Below are 16,945 nucleotides of genomic sequence, written 5' to 3' on the forward strand. Positions count from 1 at the left end.
AGCCAAACAGAACGCGGGAAAATCAGTCGACGGCGTCTTTAGTTCATCCATCCAAAACATCTCCCCCAAAAACTTGCGTTCTTGTTTGAACGTATTATCTACAAAGTTTTTGAAAATTAGATAAACCTGATTGATCGCCTTGACGAATTTAAGTGGATTGTTTACATCGGGATTGATTCCGGTTACAATGTCCGCGTGTAAATCCGTAACAAGCCCGGTCTTTACGGAAGTCGCTTGTTTTTCCTCCGTAATTTCATTGTCCTTAATACGACGTCCTTTGATTCCTCTCAGAACTCTTAAGTCATTGCCCAATGTTACGGCGCCGGAAATATTCGTGGAAACGGCTCTCACGGCAACGTCACCCGCAATCAACGCTCCTTGTCGAGCGATGATTTCATAAGAATTATCTCTCCAAGTAATCGGGCCGTCATTTGGCATATTTAGAGGGTTTGTATATTCCGTTTCTTGAAACTTATGTCGAACCACTAAAGTGCAAGTTGTATTGTTCGGAACTAAAATTCCGATCGTCGGCGGCACTTCGATTCTTTTACCGTTTTCATCGTAGGCGATCAGAGCGTCGGTAAGATCGACTCGGTTAACGAGTGAACCTACGGCGATATTTCCTCCGGAGTCGATTCCCGATCCAAAAGCGTCCAAGTCTCGGTTGATGATTTCTTGGCTTTTTGATTCTTGTTCTTTTTTCCAGTCTTCCGGAAAAACCCGTTTCCCTATATTTGGAAATTCTATTCCTGATAATTTATCCATTGGTATCTCCTTCAATGGGTGGAATCAAAAACGATTCCTCTTTATTAATCCGCGCAATTTGAGAATGACTTTTCTTCATCGTTTCGATATCGATACAAGATTGAAAATAGGAATGTTCGCTAATTGCAAACTTTGTTTTCACAAAACCCTCCTTACAAACACATAAGGAAATGCTGATAGACCCCGAGCGTCGGTCGTTTTGCCGGTGCGAGGTGTTCCGTTGGTTCCGTCGGAGGCGGCTATGCCTGTTTGTGAGCTCACACCATTATTCGACGATCCCCAATTCTGCCAACTGCTCCCGCTGCCGATTATTACAAACGAAACGCCTTGCGGCGAGAGATGAATATGCCCCTGAAAGCGGTCCCTTCTCCGCAAACCACCGATCCATTCACCATCCGAATCCATCACGGAAACAAATCCACGGCCTTGAACCGCAAAGTGACGAACCTGATTTGTGATCGTAGTTCCCGGAGTAATATCCGGCAATCGATGTTTGTAAAAACGAATTTTCACACCCGAAAGAGATCCGCTGGAGTTTGCCGCTGAACAAGTGAAACTAATCGTTCTGCTCGAAGTCGAAAGAGCGGAAATCGCAAGGGTGGCATTTGCAGGTACACCCCCGATTGTTTGTAGAAGAGTTCCTGTCATCCAGTTTGTAAAGGAACCGTGAACTAGATTATCTTCCGCTAATGCGTCGATCATCTTTTGGCAAGCGGTCGTGTTTGCAAAAGTGATCGTGAGAATGTTACTTGCAATTGTATAACTCGCCGCATCAAAATCCGTTGTGTTCGTTCCCAAAGGATCGTAACGAAACGGTTTATTCAACCAATACGAAACCAAATCAGGCATCCCACCCGTGCCGGTCGCATTGATCAATTGATCCGCACAAGCCAAACAGAACGCGGGAAAATCAGTCGACGGTGTCTTTAGTTCATCCATCCAAAACATCTCCCCCAAAAACTTGCGTTCTTGTTTGAACGTGATATCGGAAAAATTTTTAGAATAAATATAGGCCTGATTGATTCCTTGCACAAGTTTGAGAGGATGATTTCCGTCCGGGTTAATGCCCGCGATCAGATCGGCATGCAAATCGGTAACCAATCCCGTTTTTACGGAAGTCGCTTGTTTTTCCTCCGTAACTTGTCCGTCCTTGATGTTGTTCGTGGAAATCCCTCTCCAAATCCTAAGGTCCGTTCCGAGGGTTACAACTCCTGATACGTTAGACGAAATAGATCGTAAGGGAATATCGCCGATTACAAGCGCGCCCTGCCTCGCCAAAATTTCAAAGGAATTATCCCTCCAAAGATTCGGACCGTCGCTCGGAAGATTGGAAGGACTATCATACTGAGTTTCCAAAAATTTATGACGAGCTACGAGGGTGCAGCTAACGTTATTCGGAACTGCAATACCGGTAATCGGCGCGACTTCAATTCTTTTCCCTTCAACGTCGTAAGCGATCAACGTATCAATCAAGTCCACATGATTCGCCCCGGAACCGACCGCTATGGTTCCGCCGCTCTGAACGCCAAAACCTAAAAGATCCAGATCCCGATTGATGATCTCTTGACTTTTCGATTCTTGTTCTTTTTTCCAGTCTTCCGGAAAAACCCTTTTACCTACGTTCGGAAATTCGATTCCCGATAATTTATCCATTGGTATCTCCTTCAAAAGACGGAAAACTTATGATGATGGTTTCCAATTCGTCATAAAGAACGTTTACGTTGGTCTTAGTATTATTCTCGACTTGAAAGATCAGTTCCCTTTTTAGCTTCTTACACGCGCCGCTGAACGATTCATACGCGTTAGACTTCTTTAGAATGGAACTTGCAAGTTCTGTAATATCATCGTCTTCTTGACTTTTGGATTCGCTCACGAGCGAGATGAGATCGGATTTAAGATTCGCCCTTTCCTGAACGTTTGCGGAGACCCATCGTTTGGCTTGTGTGGCAAGGATCGGCCAAGAAAAAGGTTCCGCCTTAGGATATAGGGAAAGAATCTGATTCATCGCTTCGTCGAACTGAAAATGTATTTTTTGAATCTTTTTCTCTTTGTAAGAGGATATCGTTAAAACACCGCATTGTAAAAGTTCGAGTTCGGTCTTAGGGACCAGTTTTTCCTCTTCGATTTTCATATCTTCCGGAATCGAAATCAAACCTCGATCCGCCTTTTCGGAAAGGGAAAATTCCTTCAACTCCCCGCTTTCGAACTTAAAACCTTCCGGTGGAAATGAATTTCCTTGATGGATTTTTTTCTTCTTCTCTTCCGATTTATCCCGATTGAAAAGTTCCACTTCCAATTCTATGGACGATAAGTTGGAACGGGAATATTCCTCCAAAGACTCGGAAGAATAAACGTAAATCTTTTCCATGATTGCTCCTTGACGGGAGCGATTAAGTAGTTCCGCGAACTGCAAACATTACACGGTTTGTATATTTAATAAATTGAATATTCTTTGATCTTTTCGGCTCTGCGCGAATGAAATCGACCTACGAGCGTTCCGCCCATTACGAACGGTTCGAACTCGCCTTGATCCTCCCATAATTCGCCTACGTTTCCGCCGATATTCACATTCTCGATGGATTGAATAAGGGCGGCTCGATTGAATGAGTCGGCAAGTTTTGGAAATAAAAATCGATATCTGAATAGAACGTATTTCCGCGACATCATCCTTTTATCCAAAGCGCCGCCCATCACAAAACAATCCTTCGTTTCTTCCGCTTCGTAAACTTTAGAATAACGAATCTCCTCCGAATTCAATCCCGTAGAAAACTGGATGACTTGTTTTTTAGAAGATACCGAAGCGATCGACTTTTTGAAAAGTTTGGCGAGCAGAAGTCTGCTTCGATAAGAATCGTCAGTTTCTCCGGGAAGTTTTTCGATTTTGTACCGCGCTCCCCATAAAATTAATCCGAAGCCGTCGCTTGTTTCCAACCAAATCTGTCGATATAGCCAGCTCAATCTTCCGGCCCTTTCGACAAGAATCGAAAGAATCGATTTCAAAACCTTGTACCAAAAACTAGAAGCCCCCAGTTTTCGTATTAAGTTTCTCTGATTCTTCCAGACATAGGAATCGAAATCGAAAATAAATTTGTCAGACATAAACCGCACCGAGCACTTGAAAACCGGGACCTATGTTCGCCAAAGAGCCCGCGGGTACATCAACATTTCCTAATGGATTGAATTCCACATCGATACAATTCGGAAGCGTTTGATACAAAACCTTTAATTGAGCGTCCACAAAATCCTGACCTTCGCTAAGCGAAAGAAAATATTCGTCTTTTATCTGATCCAGAACGGCCTGACTTGGAATCGTATCCGAAGAGGAAAATTTTACAGTCACGGTTTTATTCACCGCAGTTTCGGAAATATTCTCAATCAATACGTGAGCAACTCCGCCTGGATCGTTTTCTTCCGAATTAAAATAATTTCCCACTTGAGTCAGTTGGGAATTCGTAAGCGGACCAACCGTTCCTTGAAGAAGAATTTTTACTTCTCCGTCCGTTTTTAAATTTTTTGCACTTTTGAAAATCGCCCTTTTGACAAAGGAAAACGTTTCCGCTTCTCCGATATACCAAGCGGGAGTCCACTTGGAAGAAACTCCCTCCGCGTTTTGTAGACGCGCTCTGACGGAAGTTCTCGTTTCTCTGTATTGACCTTGTTGTACCGGATTGATTTCTATGTTGGAAACATAATCGATTCCGTCCGGAGGATTTTCTATCGAATTGATCGAACCCGGTACTACGTTTCCGATCGGACCGTCGACGGTACATTGAACGAAAGCTTCCACCGTAAATTTTCCTTGAGCGTCGGCGGCCATACCTGCGGGAAGAATTAAGGATTCCTGAAGAAAAAATCGAACCTTTTGATCCTCTCTCCCCGCCGTGGTCACGATCAAAGATTGCGGAATCTCACGATCAAACGCGGATTGAACGGCGGAACCGATTCTCACTTTAACGATCGCTGGAAGCGCGGGTTTCCATTGCATCCCTCTGCGTATCAAATGTTCGTGAAGTGCATCGTCTTCCGCGGTGTGAGGATGAATCGCTTTTTGAACGGATACAAGATCGTTATCGATGAATAAAAATACCGCATTCGAAACGGCGCGCAAAATCGAAAACGTTTTCGATGTCGGGCTGAACGTATGATTCTTAAATACGCCGGAAGCTTTTACACTTTGAAGATGGTCCGTAAGAACCTGCTCTTTAGTTATATTCAAATTCACTGTTTACCTCCATCCTTAAGTCGAACTCCAAATTTTACTCTTCCACAAGACAACATGAATGTTTTAAACGTCGATTCATCGTTTCTCCGGTCGAGTCCGTTCGATCTTTTATTATTAAAAATAAAATCATAATTTTTTAATATTCTTTTCATAACTTATTTCATCAAAATCCCTTTGACGGATTCCCCCGTTTTCAGCCGGAAATCGACTACGATCCTACTTTCCATATCAAGCGTAACGTCGATCGAACCGGAATCGATAGCCGGATGTAACTTTAGGATTCTTTCTGCGTCCCGAATTCTTGCCGCCTGATCGTTGTATTCCGTGGAATTCAAAACGATCCTTTGTCTGCTGTAAATTTCTGGATAATCGATGTCGTCCGCCACGTTCATTTCGAACATCTCTCTAACTTCCGATAAAACGATTCTAACCGCGTTTGTGTCGCTTAACAAATCGTCGTCGGAAGAGTCCAACGCCAAATCTCCGAATCGAATGGGATCATTTGCAAAATCGATCATCAGGTTCCTGCCTTCGGTTTACTCGAAACGGAAGGCCCGACCGGAGTGTCCACGTAGTCGGTCAAGTGGGTCGATAAACCTACGGAATTGGAAGATTCCGCAAAAGCGGTGACTTCCTTTTTTGCCTCTATCTTTCCCGTGGTTTTAAAATCGCCGTCCTGTTCCATATTTCCCCGAATCTTAAACGGTTTACCGCCCAGATCCAAAAGGAATCCTTCGTCGTCGAGAGTTACCTTGATTATATTTTTATAATTTATAAAAGTCTTATTCTCATTGATTTCCACTTCAACCTTGTCCGCTATTTTCGTTTTAAGGGAATCGATTTTCTCGAAACCGAACGCGGTGTATCTCTTTTCGATGTTATCTCTTGCGATCAACAGACATTTGGAACCGGTTCTTGGAACCACGGGTTCTGTCCAAGTCACGTTATGAATAAAATCTTCGGCGACCTTTACTGTCAGAAGTTTTTTTTCGGAGTCCACCGAATCGACGATTCCCAACTTCGGAAAAAAGATAGGGAAACCGATTTTCCACGCTTGAACGATTGCTTGTATGATGGTTCTATCCGCCATTTTGCCTCTTTTATTTTTTCCGATTCGATTTTGACGATCCGGTTCTCGGAGGTTCGTGATACAAACCCGGATAAATTTCCTGACGATAACCGTTCGTATTAAACTTTTTAATCACTCGATCAACGAACACCTTCGCACTTCTGGAAGAATCTTCCGGATCTTGAATGTCTATGATCTGCGAATGTGTGATCGAAGGATAACCGAAGGAAATGAATTTTCCCTTAAAACCCGAGCCGCATTTATCGTCGAAAATTTCTTTGGCTCTTTTTTCGGCGCCTCCGGAATCCAATCCGTCGATTTCGTAATAACGCGCTTCTCCTTCTCCATAAACTCCTCTGTAGTTTTGTCCGGTTTTCGGATTTTCTCCGCGAACAACGATCTGAAACGGTTTGCTCTCTAACGGAGTGAGATCGTCCTCGATGATATTTTGAGTAAACCGAAAGATCGGAAATTTTTCTTTGGGTTCGGACGTATTTTGTTTTTGGGACTTCGATTGATTTCCTTTCGAAGCAAAAGTTAGATTCGGATGTTTGAATGCCTTTTGAACGACCAACTTCCAATCATGAAAAAAAACGTCGACTCCGTGAGTTTTTTTCAACTCGGATAACGCATAACGTGCCGACTTTTTCGCACAGCGAATGTCCACCGTTCGTTTGATGTCCGAATCCCTGATAACGATCGATATGTCCGACTTGATCTGGGGGTGAATACAATCGTTTAAAAAAGTCATCAACGGTTTTTGATGATAATCCCGAGTCATAATCTTACGCTGACAGAAAAAGAAAGGATCCGCACATTTTAATTCTAGCGGAACTTTGGGACTGATTTCCAACACATAACCGCTGAATTCCGGAAGAAGACCGTATCGTGTGTATCCCGCTTTCCAAGTCACTTTTGAGAACTTAACGATCGAATCCTTTTTTAGATTCTTATACTTGGGAAGTTTAACCGTTAGTATATCCGTAGGAATCTCTCTGGAAGACTCCAAAGTAACTTCCGTTACGGCCGGAAATTTCATATTCGATATTTCTAATTCTTGATTTAGAGTCAGCATTAAACCGTCATCCTCCTTTTTGCGTTTTGCAGTTCGGCCTTTGAAACGAGAGCTTCTATAAAAAGAATCGATCCTATATTTTCATACGGCTGTATGTTCGAATTGTTCTCTCGGATTTTACCGGAAAAATGTTCCGTCCCGTAATAAAGAAAACTGATCGACTCGTATGTTTCTCCTTCCATAATCGTATGCTGACGGTCTTCCGTTAGAGGCTCCGGAATCTCGATTAAAATTCCGGATTTCGGATTTTTCCAATCTTCTATCTGAGGATTTATATCGGATATCAATCTCCAAATTTCCCATTTGCCGTAATAACGGGCGGAAAGTCTCTGCAAAGTATCGTTGTTTTTAAGAACGTAAAATTGACTCATAAAGACGACTCCACGGCGCTGTTCTTAGATTCCAAAGAAGCGAGATCCAAATCGTATTCTTCATCGGACAAAAAAGTCAGAGTGATTGTTTGACTGTACTGGATCGGTTCGGACGGAAGATCGAAACTTTTACAAACTACATTCTTAATTCCTAATGCGTTTAACATTGAATGATTCAAATACAAGGTCTCGTTCGTTTCCCAGATTTTTTTAAGCTCTTTTATCTTTTGTATCATACTCTTTACGAGAGGATTGGAAGGAGCCGCCAAAATCCCCGCTCCGTACGTTGCCGCAAGCAACGTAAACTCGACGCTTATCGACCAATCTCCGTAGCCGGAAAGTTCCTTTATACTTCCCCTTCCGCCGGGAATCGCGGTTACCTCGATTTTTTTTTCCTGACTCGCTTTGATCTTAGTCGCGGACGGGAATTCGTACTCGTTCGCAAAATCCAATCCTATCACTAAACGATCCGTATCTCCCGTTATGATTTCCGGCGGAATATATCCCGCTGGAAATGCTGGTGGTGTAATTCCTCCGATCATGCCAATTCCATCTCCTCAAATCGATCCAACTCTTGAAAGATTGCATCGGTGATGATTTCTCCGATTTTCTTTTTATTCGCCATTCTATCTCCTACGACCAACTGACCGATAACCGATCCGATGGAAACGTTCGTACCACCTTGTCTTCTCATAGACGTCGCTTCGGACATTTCCGTAACTTCCGAAGTTCTACGAACGACTCTCGTCGAATTCGAATCGATCGATTCGTTGAATCGTTTCAAAACATGATTCCCTTTCGGTATATCGGATCGTATTCCTTGCATATTCGAATTTCCTAAAGAAGTAGTATTCCTTTTACTTGTGAGAGTCGCAACCAAACCATTCGTATTGATTCCGGACTTATCAGCGGACAAACCTTGAGTTTTAGCAGGCTGCACTTTGATTTGCATTCCGGGCATTGACGCGGCTTTGGTCGAACCGGAAGGCACGCGTATCGGTTGTGTTCCCGGAACCGGAATTTGATTTTGACCCGGATTCGGAACCGGCTTGAGCCCAAGTATTTTTGCAAACGGACCTTGTGCTTGTTTGGATCCGCCCGGCAAATAACTTCCGATAAAACCTAATGCCGATTTAATGGGCTGAACCAAAAAACTAAGTCCGGCAACGATTCCTCTTCCCAGGGCTTTCATAAGATTTAGCCCGGCGGTTATCGCGGATTGAGGAATCATATTCCAGAGATCGATGAATTTTTGCAAAAGCCAAGGTCCGATCGCCGCAATATTATTCCAAATCACATTCAAAACAGATAATAGATAGTTTCCAAAACCCGCAACACCGGCTACGAGCGCTCCCCAGAGATTTGCTATTTCAACCGCGATCGAGTTGGCAACTTGAACGATATCGTCCCAATAGTTATAAATCGTAAGACCGATTCCGGCAAATAGACCTAAGAATAAACCGATCGGTCCTAAAATGACTGCTGCAATGACGGCGACAAGCCCCTTGGCCCAATCCGGCATTTCCATCCAAGCCCCTTTGACAGTGTCCCAGGCGGATGTCAAGAAATCTACAAACGAATTCCATTTTTCTAATATATAATTTACCACCTCCATGGTGGCTGCTTTGATTTCATCCCAATAAGTGATGACTAAAGCGACTGCGGCCACGAGCCCGACTACGATCAATCCGATCGGATTGCCAACAATCGCAGCCTTTAAGAAAGTAAAGAATGGTACGGCTGCCGCTTTGAGAAAAATAAATGCGCCTTTAAGCACTGAAAATGTCCCGGCGCCGGATAAAACCGCCGCTCCCAACATGGCAAACGTAGCGGCAAATTCCACGAGCTTGGGATTATTGATTAAGAAAACGTTTATGACTTCGATCCCATCCGCAATTGCTTTGAATACGTTTGTAAGAACGGATTCTAAAATTCCGAATTTTATGAGACCCGAGTCTTCGATTCCTTTTCCTAAGTGAATTTTGAAGTTCTTCCATGCCTCGGATGCTCGTTTGAATTGTGCGGGAAAATTGTCCAACGCCTTTAAGGCTAATTCAGAATCCTTTATATTCCCGAAATTTAATTGATTGATATCCCCTTTGAAGTTCTTAACCGATATCCCCGCGTCGATCAGTTGGTTCGTTAAATCTTCGAAACTTCCGCCGGTAGCTAAAGTGTTATTCGCAACGGCCTTAACCAATGTGTTCAGGTTCTCGGCATTCAGTTCCTTAAAGGATGATTTGATTTTAAACGCACCGGAAAGAATTTTCTCGACGGGAATTCCAGTGTCGTCGGAAAGTTTAAACGCCGTATTCGAAATGACGGCTACGTCCTGCGCGGTCATACCTAGAGTTTTAAAGTTGTTCTCCAACTTGGAACTCTCCATCCTTCCATCGTATAAGTATTTTATAATTTTCGCAATATCAATGCCGACTTTCATCATCTTGCTTCCCGAGGTTATCTTTTCAAGCCCGGAATTCAACTTATTGACATCCGCTCCGGCATCCCCAAGAATCTTACGCATTGAGTCCCATTTTTTGTTAATCTCGTCGATTTTACTGGAGGCGAGATCCGCTATAGTAAAAACAATCTTAAGTTCACTTGTATTCGTATCGGCCATACCTCGCCTCCCGTAATTTTCAATCTCCGTTAAACGCCTTGACGATCGCACGCGTTAGAGTGTTGATCTCGATTTGCCGAACGAATTCCAATTCGGCCGCCAACTGAGTTTCAAAACTTTCGCGTTCGTCTCCGTCTTCCGGATATTCCAACTTTCTTCCCGGGAAATAGTACATCAAAAGAACATCCAATGCACCGTTCCCGGCTTTAAGAAGCCTAAGCTTCTCTCCTATAACTTTTTTGCGGTCACCTCTTGGGTGGTCGCGGTCAACTCGATCAGTTTGTTACTGATCGGAATAAAGATACCGGGAGAATCTTGGGCCCATCCGTTCACGACATCGAAACTCGGATACAGACAACACTGACCCGTGAGACGTTGTGCGACATCGGTTTGCTTTTCTTTTCTCGCCTTTTCAAGAGTTTCATCCACTTGAGTTTTATTCGGTACTCGGCAGATGATCTTTCTTCCTTCTCCGGCATCCAAAACGTGAAGCCCTCCCTTATCTGAAAAATGAGATTTGATCACATCGATCGCGTCTTTGCTGCGAGCGATAAAATCGTCGTCGATGTTCTGATAAGGTTGGGGAAGTTTTTCAAACGCTTCCTTAAGAGCGGGAATTGAACTGATTAATGGATTCATTTTATTTCCTTATTTCCTTCGTTAGTGAACGGTTCTTAACTTCGTTACGCGAACGTGATCACCGGAATCGACAACAAAGCTATTTCCAAAGGCACCGCAATCGCGCCCGAGTTTCCGCTTTTGATATCCGCGTTATACTTCGTAATCTTGACCGCAGGCGCGATGTATTTGAAGTCCGGTCTTCCTTCTGCTTTCAGAACCGCAGTGAGAGGAGCGGGCGGAAGTTTTTCGATCAAACCGCCGTAAGGAGCCGCAAGAAGAGTCAAACGATCCAGTTCTTCGAAATAAATTTCAGCGCTGATGCTACGTTTGTAATTCTTCGTAGTGTATCCTACGATCTCTCCCGACTTTCCGTAAGTTAGTTCGATCTCGACTGCGTGATCGAATGTGAACGAGGAGAAGTTCACCATATCGTATCCGAAAAGTTTCAGCTCGAGGTTGGTGAAACTATAATTTTCCTTTACTACTTCCAATGCCATTGTTGACTCCTATTTAGGTGTGGCGAAAGAGGTTTCCCATTCGATCGCTTTGGTTCTGTTGCTTACGTACATCTTGCACTTCGCTTTCAAAATCCGATCCGTATTGAATGTCTTATTCGGATCCAAGACGATCTCATGACCCGAAATTTCCTTTCTACCGGGCGCTTCCATCTCGGCGGAAATTTTGGAATCGATGTAAGCCTTTAAGTAATCCAAACCACCCGATCCCGAATCTACTTCCGTATCCATATTCAAAAACTGAAGAGACTCGCGGTAAAGAATACGATGCATCTTGTCCGCGCGTCTGCGTTCCGGAAGTTCTTTGAAATCGGACGTACTTGCCGCTTTGATCTTATCCCGAGCGATGAAGATTCCTTCGTAGTCGTCGTATTCTTTCAGAACCATCAAACCCATATCGTGAAGAAGATCCATGTAGTTTCTATATCCCTCGTCCCAATAACGGATTTCGGAGAATGTCAGAGAACGCATATCCTTCACGTAACCGATCGAAACGTTAACGGGAGCGGCCGCAATTTTAGCGGTAGCCATCGTCGCAAAATTTCTCCACGCTCCGATGGAATCGCCTGCCGACTTCACCGCAGAGTAACCGCCGGAAGCGTTGACTCCGCCTTTGATATAACGAGCCTCTCCGACCGCGATGATCACCCTTCCCTTCGGCGAAGTAAAAGGTTCGAACTCGTCTTGGATATATTGAAAGTATTCGGGAAGAGTTTCAGACTGATCCTTACCTCTCGCTTCCAAAATCATGAATGAAGGAAGGTGATGTTCGGTTTCCATTTCCTCCAAAATCACGTTACACGACATCGCAAAAGCTCTGGAAGCAGGACCCAATACGTGAATCCAATACGACCCGTATTCTCTCTTTAAAGCTTCAATCGCCGTCAGCTTTGACGCGTTAGACGCCGTTGGGCCTGTGATCGTAAAAGTATACGTATCACCGACTTTGAATGTATTAGCGGGAGTGGACGCGTTCGTAAACGTGGCGCTTACCCCGACGTCTAAGGAAATCGGCGAAGCGCTCGCAGGGGTAATCAAAGGAGTGGAAAAGTTCGCTCCTCCGTCCACGGACTTACGATATTCCGCAGTCCCGCAAGCGCCGGCCTTTGTGATTTTAAGTACTACCACTCTGCTTCCAGTCGCAGTTCCCGAAGTTGTCGGTAAAGTCGCTTCTCCGGTCCCTACTTTGGTCGGAACTCCGACCGATCCCGCCACGTCGTTTTGCGGACGAACACAAAGCACTGGCACCGGCTTTTGTCCCTTTGTCTCGTCGAACTCGTCGAAGAATTGTTCCAGAGCATCCACGAGTTCTCCTCTTCCAAAAACGTCTTTGGCCTGAGGCGTGTTATTGATTACATAAACCCTGTTTACATCTCCGGTTTCCGCAGTTCCGACCTTGGAACCCACACGATCCGGTTTCACGTCGTTGAAGTTGATCCCACCGTCTTGATGGTAGGTAGTCACGTCGCCTGTTGACATTGATACGCTCCTAATATTAAGGGCAACTGAGTAGAATGGCGGACGAGCCGCTCTTTATATTAATGCGAATTCGGCTTAAGAAAGTTTGGGCGAATCGCTCGCGAATTCCGTAGCGAAAACGGCTCGCGACCGCGCTTTCAGCTATAGTCAATAAATTGCATGAAAGAAACGTAATACAATATATCGTCTTTAATTTCAATTTATTGACTCCGCATCAATCGCTTTCGCATTTGTTATATCCGAATCCCGTTATTTTATTACTTCTGAGTTTCGGACTTCTGATTCGGCTCGTTCGTTTTTCCTTTAACGGAATTTTTCTCCTCCGCGTTTTCGGATTTAAGTTCCTGTATTACGCTTTTGTTTTTGTCGAGATCCTTTCCGGAAAACTCTTGATAGGCGTTTTTAAGAATCTCGTCCTTAACGTCCTCTTCCGGATCTCTCCGTAAGTGATCCAAAAAACCGGCCGCTAAAACCGGGGTAATTTCGTACTTTTTAATAAACTCAACTGCTTTCATTGTTCCTCCGATGTTTCCATATCCGTTGGCTCTTCAATTTGAAAGGTTCCCTGAGCCAGAGTAGGAACCGATTCCGTTTCAAAAAGTCCGTCGCTGAAAACGATTTCCGTCTTCAATTTATAGTATCCTAGGTTTTCCGAAACATCCGAGATTATGTAAGAAACGCCGGGTTTTATCTCGACGGTAACACCTTGAGAAGTCTTAAAATTCCGATGGTTGGAAAGATAGATAAGAATCTGATCGATGACACCGAGGTTCCACGCATTCGAGTTTGAATGCCCCGTAGAGGGAACGTCTTCGGAAGAGTTTCGCATCCAAAAATCGATAACGTATTTAAATTCTTGAATATAATGTCTTTTTAAAAAACGAATGTTTTTGACTCCGTTGACGATCTCGGAATCCAATCTTTGAAACCTCTTTCCGTCCGCAATCGAAACGAGAGGAGACTGAAAAATCACACAAAAAGGAAATAAAGTCGGATAATCATTTGTACTCGGATTCGATAAAAGGATTTTACTCTCCGGAAACAGGGGAATCGGCTCCGCAGCGGGAGGCTCCGGTAGAGTTTTGATCGAAACGATCAGGGATTTTAAGTAATCGATATGGCTGATTCTCATGATTAAAATTTTTTAATTCTCCAAATTTATCCGTTATATCTTTCGATCCCGAAACGAAACATTCATACGTTCCTTTGAGAACGGGTTACGGCTCCGAATCCGTTAGATAGAATACGAAATTTTTTCGTTTTTACAAGGTTCGAACCGCATCGTTTTGCCTCTAATTTCCGAACACACTCGATCGAAAATAAATGAGTTGATGAAAAATTCCATAGTTTAGTTTAACAAAACTGCTTCAATCGTCCATTTCAATGAAACAGATGGAAAATTAATTTTTCAACAACCCTAATTAATAATTCCTTAAAACCCCTCCATCCATATTACGTTTTATGCAAGTATAATATACTTGGAACTCCCAAATCGAATAAAACGTCCAGATCATATTGAATCATATGTCCGTAAGGATCGATATACTGCGGCCCTACTCCGTACGGATCGGAGGCTTTTAAAAATTTTCGACCGTCGTCGTTGACCACGATTCCGATACCCCGGATGATATGTCCTTTTTTAGTCAGATACGTTCCTAAACCGCAGGGAAAATTCCCGTTCTCAAAATAATCGCAAAGTTCGTCCTTATCCCCTTTTTTCTTAACGATTTTAAGGGGAATTTCGTTCGAGTTCATTAGAATATTAAAATGTTCTGCGTGGTCTAAAGAATCATAGACGTTCTTTTCATTCTTAATAACCCAATCCTCGAAAAGGGCATAGTAATTGTAAGTAGTAAGATGAATGAAATCGGGAATTCTATAAATCAATCCGATATAAATTATAAAATCCTGAAATACGTTTCCCATACACTGCTGATAATCCTTCAGACAAAGGCGGGGTGTAATCCGGTCCTTTCTTTGCGGATTCCACGGAGCGATAGGATGAGAGATATGTGCGATCATTTCGTTCCTCCTTCGTTTAACAAATGGCGATAATAAAACTATAGCTGCCGACTCTCAAGACCCGATGGTGAAGTTTTACTTGAATCCTTTGGTTGCTGAAATGGATCCAAAAAGTCGCCTAAGATTCTTTTTTTAGAGTTCAGACCTTCGTTGATTCTCTTACCTAAATAAAAACTCCCGACGGTTCCATAAAACACCATCAACCACTGAATGATATCCATGTGAAGCGGCCTTAGCGAGTCCGGAAAGAAAATCGAAAGAACACACAAGGCGATGAAATAAAAGATAACCAAAAAGAAAACGATCCAAGTGCGAAAAGTCGTATCGGAAAATTTTTTCGTTCTATCGTCTCTAAATAAGAATTTCATTCTATTCTCCTTCCTTTGGCGGACGTGAGTTTGATCAGATCTTTAACGTCCGCCTTGATTTCAGCAAGGTCCTTAGCGATAGAGGTCATTTCGGTTTCTATTTTAACGATCCGAATCTCGTGGTCCTTATACATCGTATTGTATTGAATCGTTCCGGAAATGACAAAACCTAAGATGACGAGAAAGTCCTTGATTCCGAGTTTTATCTGACTTATTTTTGAACTCTCCATTCTTCCTCACAAAAAAACAACCCGCGCGCTTTAGCGGCGGGTTCAGTGACTACTCAATCGCTTCCGATTGTGAACAAAGAATAACACGGATGTTTTTCGAAACAAAGAACGGAACGGAATCATATCCGTCCGTTCTGCCTCTAATTTTCCAACGGGCGGGTTACAAGACGTTAGTCGCCTTTTGGAAGGAGGAAGAGAAAATCAATAGATTTGTTTTTTTGTTCTACGGGAAAGAGCGACCTTATCCAAATCTCCGATCATAAACCTTCGAACACGAGGACTCCATTGTATAAAAGGAATCTCATGATCGATCACGTATTGATTGAAAGTCCTAACGGAAAGGTTTAAATACTGAGCGGCTTCTTTTGTTTTTAAAATTTGAGTTTTATCCTTTGCCGAAGAAAATTCCGGAACTTCTCGGAGTTGATTTTCCTTTTCCGAATCGGAAGTCGGGATATTTTTGAGCAAGGACCCTTTTCTTGTATTACCGTTGATTACAGACATAGCGTCAGGTTTGAACTATAGACATACTTTTTGTCAAGCCCATTCCGATTCTAGAAACTTATTAGGGATCAGTAATATAATGAGATTCGGGTATAACCAATGCGAAAGCGATTGATGCGGAGTCAATAAATTGAAATTAAAGACGATATATTATATTAAATTTCCTTCATGCAATTTATTGACTATAGCTGAAAGCGCGGCCCCTCGCCTTTTTCGTAAAAAAGGCGAGGGGTTCGCCCAAACTTTCAGCCGTCGAATTCACGGTATTCTAATAGAGTTTGAAAAATTAATTCCCTATCCGTTTCTGCTTCATTGAAATGGACGTTTGAAGCGGTTTTGTTAATCTGAATCATGGAATTTTTCAACAGCCCTAATATACAGGGATCGAGTAAGAAATCACATTTTGTCTCCATCTTCATTTCAAAATGAAATCGCTTTTAAGTTGGAGTTTTCAATGTAGGTTGGTTTTCAAGAGTTTCGTCGTATTGAACTTTCCACTAAACGAAGTTTTGCGAATGAGACATATCGAAATTATTGTCATTTAAAGCGTAAGATCTTCGATTCGAAATAAATTTGAAATCAAAACGAATACGGACAAAAAAGAATCACATTTTCGGATTTAAGATAGATTTTGTCAGGGGTAAAAAATATACTAAACATATATGGCCCTTCGGAGAATTTCGTGGGAAGAAACTACTTCATAAATGACGGTGAGAAGAGGTTGCAGATGAGTTTCGAGCAAATTTCGTCATTGCAAAATCATAACATAACCAATGAATAATATTCCTAATGAACGCAAACGAAAACTTAGAAAAACATTACTCTCTCCTTTTAGGAATCTCATCACCTTGGTCGGTTGAAACCGTAGAATTAAATATCGCAGCAAAGAAAGTAGATATCGAAGTCTCATACGATGAGCGGGAAGCTGTAGAGTGTCCGGATTGTGGTAAAAAATGTCCTCGGAAAGATCATACAGAAAAAAGAACCTGGCGCCATTTGGATACGATGCAATTCCAGACATTGATTCATGCTCGAATCCCACGCGCTCAATGTGAAGCTCACGGCGTAAGAAACGTAAAGTTAC

The 16,945-nt window shown here is 42.9% G+C and carries 21 protein-coding genes and 1 pseudogene; 1 reads left to right on the plus strand and 21 read right to left on the minus strand.

What is annotated here, in order from left to right; genetic code table 11:
* From LEP1GSC194_RS16445 to LEP1GSC194_RS16540, 21 genes and pseudogenes are all read right to left on the minus strand, one after another.
* Positions 1-765 (minus strand): annotated as a pseudogene (locus tag LEP1GSC194_RS16445) (hypothetical protein); the annotation flags it as partial.
* 138 nt (positions 766-903) lie between these two features.
* The gene (locus LEP1GSC194_RS16450) at positions 904-2,418 is read right to left on the minus strand and encodes a hypothetical protein (RefSeq protein WP_020774639.1); all 1,515 of its coding nucleotides are present in this window, start codon (positions 2,416-2,418) and stop codon (positions 904-906) included.
* Complete coding sequence (locus LEP1GSC194_RS16455; RefSeq protein WP_020774646.1) at positions 2,411-3,133, minus strand: hypothetical protein; 723 nt, start codon at positions 3,131-3,133, stop codon at positions 2,411-2,413. Before LEP1GSC194_RS16455 ends, LEP1GSC194_RS16450 begins: the two co-directional genes overlap by 8 nt.
* A 65-nt stretch (positions 3,134-3,198) precedes the next feature.
* Positions 3,199-3,864 carry a hypothetical protein gene (locus tag LEP1GSC194_RS16460; RefSeq protein WP_020774653.1) on the minus strand — a complete coding sequence of 222 codons (666 nt, stop codon included), beginning with the start codon at positions 3,862-3,864 and terminating at the stop codon, positions 3,199-3,201.
* Positions 3,857-4,987, minus strand: a complete 1,131-nt coding sequence (locus LEP1GSC194_RS16465) for a baseplate J/gp47 family protein (protein ID WP_020774643.1) — start codon at positions 4,985-4,987, stop codon at positions 3,857-3,859. The genes LEP1GSC194_RS16460 and LEP1GSC194_RS16465 overlap by 8 nt, the downstream gene beginning before the upstream one ends.
* 155 nt (positions 4,988-5,142) lie before the next feature.
* Positions 5,143-5,505 carry an LIC10183 family protein gene (locus LEP1GSC194_RS16470; protein ID WP_020774641.1) on the minus strand — a complete coding sequence of 121 codons (363 nt, stop codon included), beginning with the start codon at positions 5,503-5,505 and terminating at the stop codon, positions 5,143-5,145.
* A complete protein-coding gene (locus LEP1GSC194_RS16475; RefSeq protein WP_020774645.1) occupies positions 5,505-6,077 on the minus strand; it encodes a hypothetical protein in 573 nt (190 codons plus the stop codon). Before LEP1GSC194_RS16475 ends, LEP1GSC194_RS16470 begins: the two co-directional genes overlap by 1 nt.
* A 10-nt stretch (positions 6,078-6,087) precedes the next feature.
* Complete coding sequence (locus tag LEP1GSC194_RS16480) at positions 6,088-7,131, minus strand: hypothetical protein (protein ID WP_017810179.1); 1,044 nt, start codon at positions 7,129-7,131, stop codon at positions 6,088-6,090.
* Positions 7,131-7,502 (minus strand): LysM peptidoglycan-binding domain-containing protein, encoded by a 372-nt coding sequence (locus LEP1GSC194_RS16485; RefSeq protein WP_017810180.1) that lies wholly within the window; start codon positions 7,500-7,502, stop codon positions 7,131-7,133. The genes LEP1GSC194_RS16480 and LEP1GSC194_RS16485 overlap by 1 nt, the downstream gene beginning before the upstream one ends.
* The gene (locus tag LEP1GSC194_RS16490) at positions 7,499-8,044 is read right to left on the minus strand and encodes a DUF6046 domain-containing protein (protein ID WP_020774655.1); all 546 of its coding nucleotides are present in this window, start codon (positions 8,042-8,044) and stop codon (positions 7,499-7,501) included. The genes LEP1GSC194_RS16485 and LEP1GSC194_RS16490 overlap by 4 nt, the downstream gene beginning before the upstream one ends.
* Positions 8,041-10,122: a phage tail tape measure protein gene (locus LEP1GSC194_RS16495; protein ID WP_020774656.1), complete on the minus strand. Its 2,082-nt coding sequence runs from the start codon at positions 10,120-10,122 to the stop codon at positions 8,041-8,043. Before LEP1GSC194_RS16495 ends, LEP1GSC194_RS16490 begins: the two co-directional genes overlap by 4 nt.
* 19 nt (positions 10,123-10,141) lie before the next feature.
* Positions 10,142-10,300, minus strand: a complete 159-nt coding sequence (locus LEP1GSC194_RS22405; RefSeq protein ID WP_155826359.1) for a hypothetical protein — start codon at positions 10,298-10,300, stop codon at positions 10,142-10,144.
* A 50-nt stretch (positions 10,301-10,350) separates the two neighbouring features.
* Positions 10,351-10,761: an LIC_10177 family protein gene (locus tag LEP1GSC194_RS16500; RefSeq protein ID WP_020774650.1), complete on the minus strand. Its 411-nt coding sequence runs from the start codon at positions 10,759-10,761 to the stop codon at positions 10,351-10,353.
* Positions 10,762-10,805: 44 nt separating this feature from the next.
* Positions 10,806-11,240, minus strand: a complete 435-nt coding sequence (locus LEP1GSC194_RS16505; RefSeq protein WP_020774648.1) for a hypothetical protein — start codon at positions 11,238-11,240, stop codon at positions 10,806-10,808.
* A 9-nt stretch (positions 11,241-11,249) separates the two neighbouring features.
* Complete coding sequence (locus tag LEP1GSC194_RS16510) at positions 11,250-12,737, minus strand: DUF2586 family protein (protein ID WP_020774642.1); 1,488 nt, start codon at positions 12,735-12,737, stop codon at positions 11,250-11,252.
* Positions 12,738-12,994: 257 nt separating this feature from the next.
* Positions 12,995-13,252, minus strand: coding sequence for a hypothetical protein (locus LEP1GSC194_RS16515; RefSeq protein WP_017809916.1), 258 nt, complete (start codon positions 13,250-13,252; stop codon positions 12,995-12,997).
* On the minus strand, positions 13,249-13,869 hold the full coding sequence (locus LEP1GSC194_RS16520) for an LIC10173 family protein (protein WP_017809917.1): 621 nt from the start codon (positions 13,867-13,869) through the stop codon (positions 13,249-13,251). Before LEP1GSC194_RS16520 ends, LEP1GSC194_RS16515 begins: the two co-directional genes overlap by 4 nt.
* Before the next feature lie 320 nt (positions 13,870-14,189).
* Positions 14,190-14,759: a hypothetical protein gene (locus tag LEP1GSC194_RS16525; protein WP_017809920.1), complete on the minus strand. Its 570-nt coding sequence runs from the start codon at positions 14,757-14,759 to the stop codon at positions 14,190-14,192.
* Between the two features lie 38 nt (positions 14,760-14,797).
* Entirely contained in the window at positions 14,798-15,127 is a 330-nt protein-coding gene (locus tag LEP1GSC194_RS16530) for a hypothetical protein (RefSeq protein ID WP_020774647.1), read from the minus strand.
* Entirely contained in the window at positions 15,124-15,357 is a 234-nt protein-coding gene (locus LEP1GSC194_RS16535) for a hypothetical protein (protein WP_020774644.1), read from the minus strand. The genes LEP1GSC194_RS16530 and LEP1GSC194_RS16535 overlap by 4 nt, the downstream gene beginning before the upstream one ends.
* Positions 15,358-15,558: 201 nt before the next feature.
* The gene (locus tag LEP1GSC194_RS16540) at positions 15,559-15,861 is read right to left on the minus strand and encodes a helix-turn-helix domain-containing protein (RefSeq protein ID WP_036043477.1); all 303 of its coding nucleotides are present in this window, start codon (positions 15,859-15,861) and stop codon (positions 15,559-15,561) included.
* 789 nt (positions 15,862-16,650) lie between these two features.
* Between LEP1GSC194_RS16540 and LEP1GSC194_RS21685 the strand changes: the two genes are divergently transcribed.
* On the plus strand, positions 16,651-16,945 hold a 295-nt coding region (locus LEP1GSC194_RS21685), incomplete at its 3' end, for a transposase family protein (protein WP_036041249.1).

The organism is Leptospira alstonii serovar Sichuan str. 79601, assembly GCF_000347175.1.
Taxonomy (GTDB): domain Bacteria; phylum Spirochaetota; class Leptospiria; order Leptospirales; family Leptospiraceae; genus Leptospira; species Leptospira alstonii.

What these genes read in the sequence shown, in the direction of transcription:
- LEP1GSC194_RS16540 (WP_036043477.1), bottom strand. Translation starts at nt 15,861, where the DNA reads ATGTCTGTAATCAACGGTAATACAAGAAAAGGGTCCTTGCTCAAAAAT.
- LEP1GSC194_RS16535 (WP_020774644.1), bottom strand. Translation starts at nt 15,357, where the DNA reads ATGGAGAGTTCAAAAATAAGTCAGATAAAACTCGGAATCAAGGACTTT.
- LEP1GSC194_RS16460 (WP_020774653.1), bottom strand. Translation starts at nt 3,864, where the DNA reads ATGTCTGACAAATTTATTTTCGATTTCGATTCCTATGTCTGGAAGAAT.
- LEP1GSC194_RS16455 (WP_020774646.1), bottom strand. Translation starts at nt 3,133, where the DNA reads ATGGAAAAGATTTACGTTTATTCTTCCGAGTCTTTGGAGGAATATTCC.
- LEP1GSC194_RS16470 (WP_020774641.1), bottom strand. Translation starts at nt 5,505, where the DNA reads ATGATCGATTTTGCAAATGATCCCATTCGATTCGGAGATTTGGCGTTG.
- LEP1GSC194_RS16480 (WP_017810179.1), bottom strand. Translation starts at nt 7,131, where the DNA reads ATGCTGACTCTAAATCAAGAATTAGAAATATCGAATATGAAATTTCCG.
- LEP1GSC194_RS16515 (WP_017809916.1), bottom strand. Translation starts at nt 13,252, where the DNA reads ATGAAAGCAGTTGAGTTTATTAAAAAGTACGAAATTACCCCGGTTTTA.
- LEP1GSC194_RS16505 (WP_020774648.1), bottom strand. Translation starts at nt 11,240, where the DNA reads ATGGCATTGGAAGTAGTAAAGGAAAATTATAGTTTCACCAACCTCGAG.
- LEP1GSC194_RS16500 (WP_020774650.1), bottom strand. Translation starts at nt 10,761, where the DNA reads ATGAATCCATTAATCAGTTCAATTCCCGCTCTTAAGGAAGCGTTTGAA.
- LEP1GSC194_RS16475 (WP_020774645.1), bottom strand. Translation starts at nt 6,077, where the DNA reads ATGGCGGATAGAACCATCATACAAGCAATCGTTCAAGCGTGGAAAATC.
- LEP1GSC194_RS16510 (WP_020774642.1), bottom strand. Translation starts at nt 12,737, where the DNA reads ATGTCAACAGGCGACGTGACTACCTACCATCAAGACGGTGGGATCAAC.
- LEP1GSC194_RS16485 (WP_017810180.1), bottom strand. Translation starts at nt 7,502, where the DNA reads ATGAGTCAATTTTACGTTCTTAAAAACAACGATACTTTGCAGAGACTT.
- LEP1GSC194_RS16525 (WP_017809920.1), bottom strand. Translation starts at nt 14,759, where the DNA reads ATGATCGCACATATCTCTCATCCTATCGCTCCGTGGAATCCGCAAAGA.
- LEP1GSC194_RS16495 (WP_020774656.1), bottom strand. Translation starts at nt 10,122, where the DNA reads ATGGCCGATACGAATACAAGTGAACTTAAGATTGTTTTTACTATAGCG.
- LEP1GSC194_RS16530 (WP_020774647.1), bottom strand. Translation starts at nt 15,127, where the DNA reads ATGAAATTCTTATTTAGAGACGATAGAACGAAAAAATTTTCCGATACG.
- LEP1GSC194_RS16520 (WP_017809917.1), bottom strand. Translation starts at nt 13,869, where the DNA reads ATGAGAATCAGCCATATCGATTACTTAAAATCCCTGATCGTTTCGATC.
- LEP1GSC194_RS16450 (WP_020774639.1), bottom strand. Translation starts at nt 2,418, where the DNA reads ATGGATAAATTATCGGGAATCGAATTTCCGAACGTAGGTAAAAGGGTT.
- LEP1GSC194_RS16490 (WP_020774655.1), bottom strand. Translation starts at nt 8,044, where the DNA reads ATGATCGGAGGAATTACACCACCAGCATTTCCAGCGGGATATATTCCG.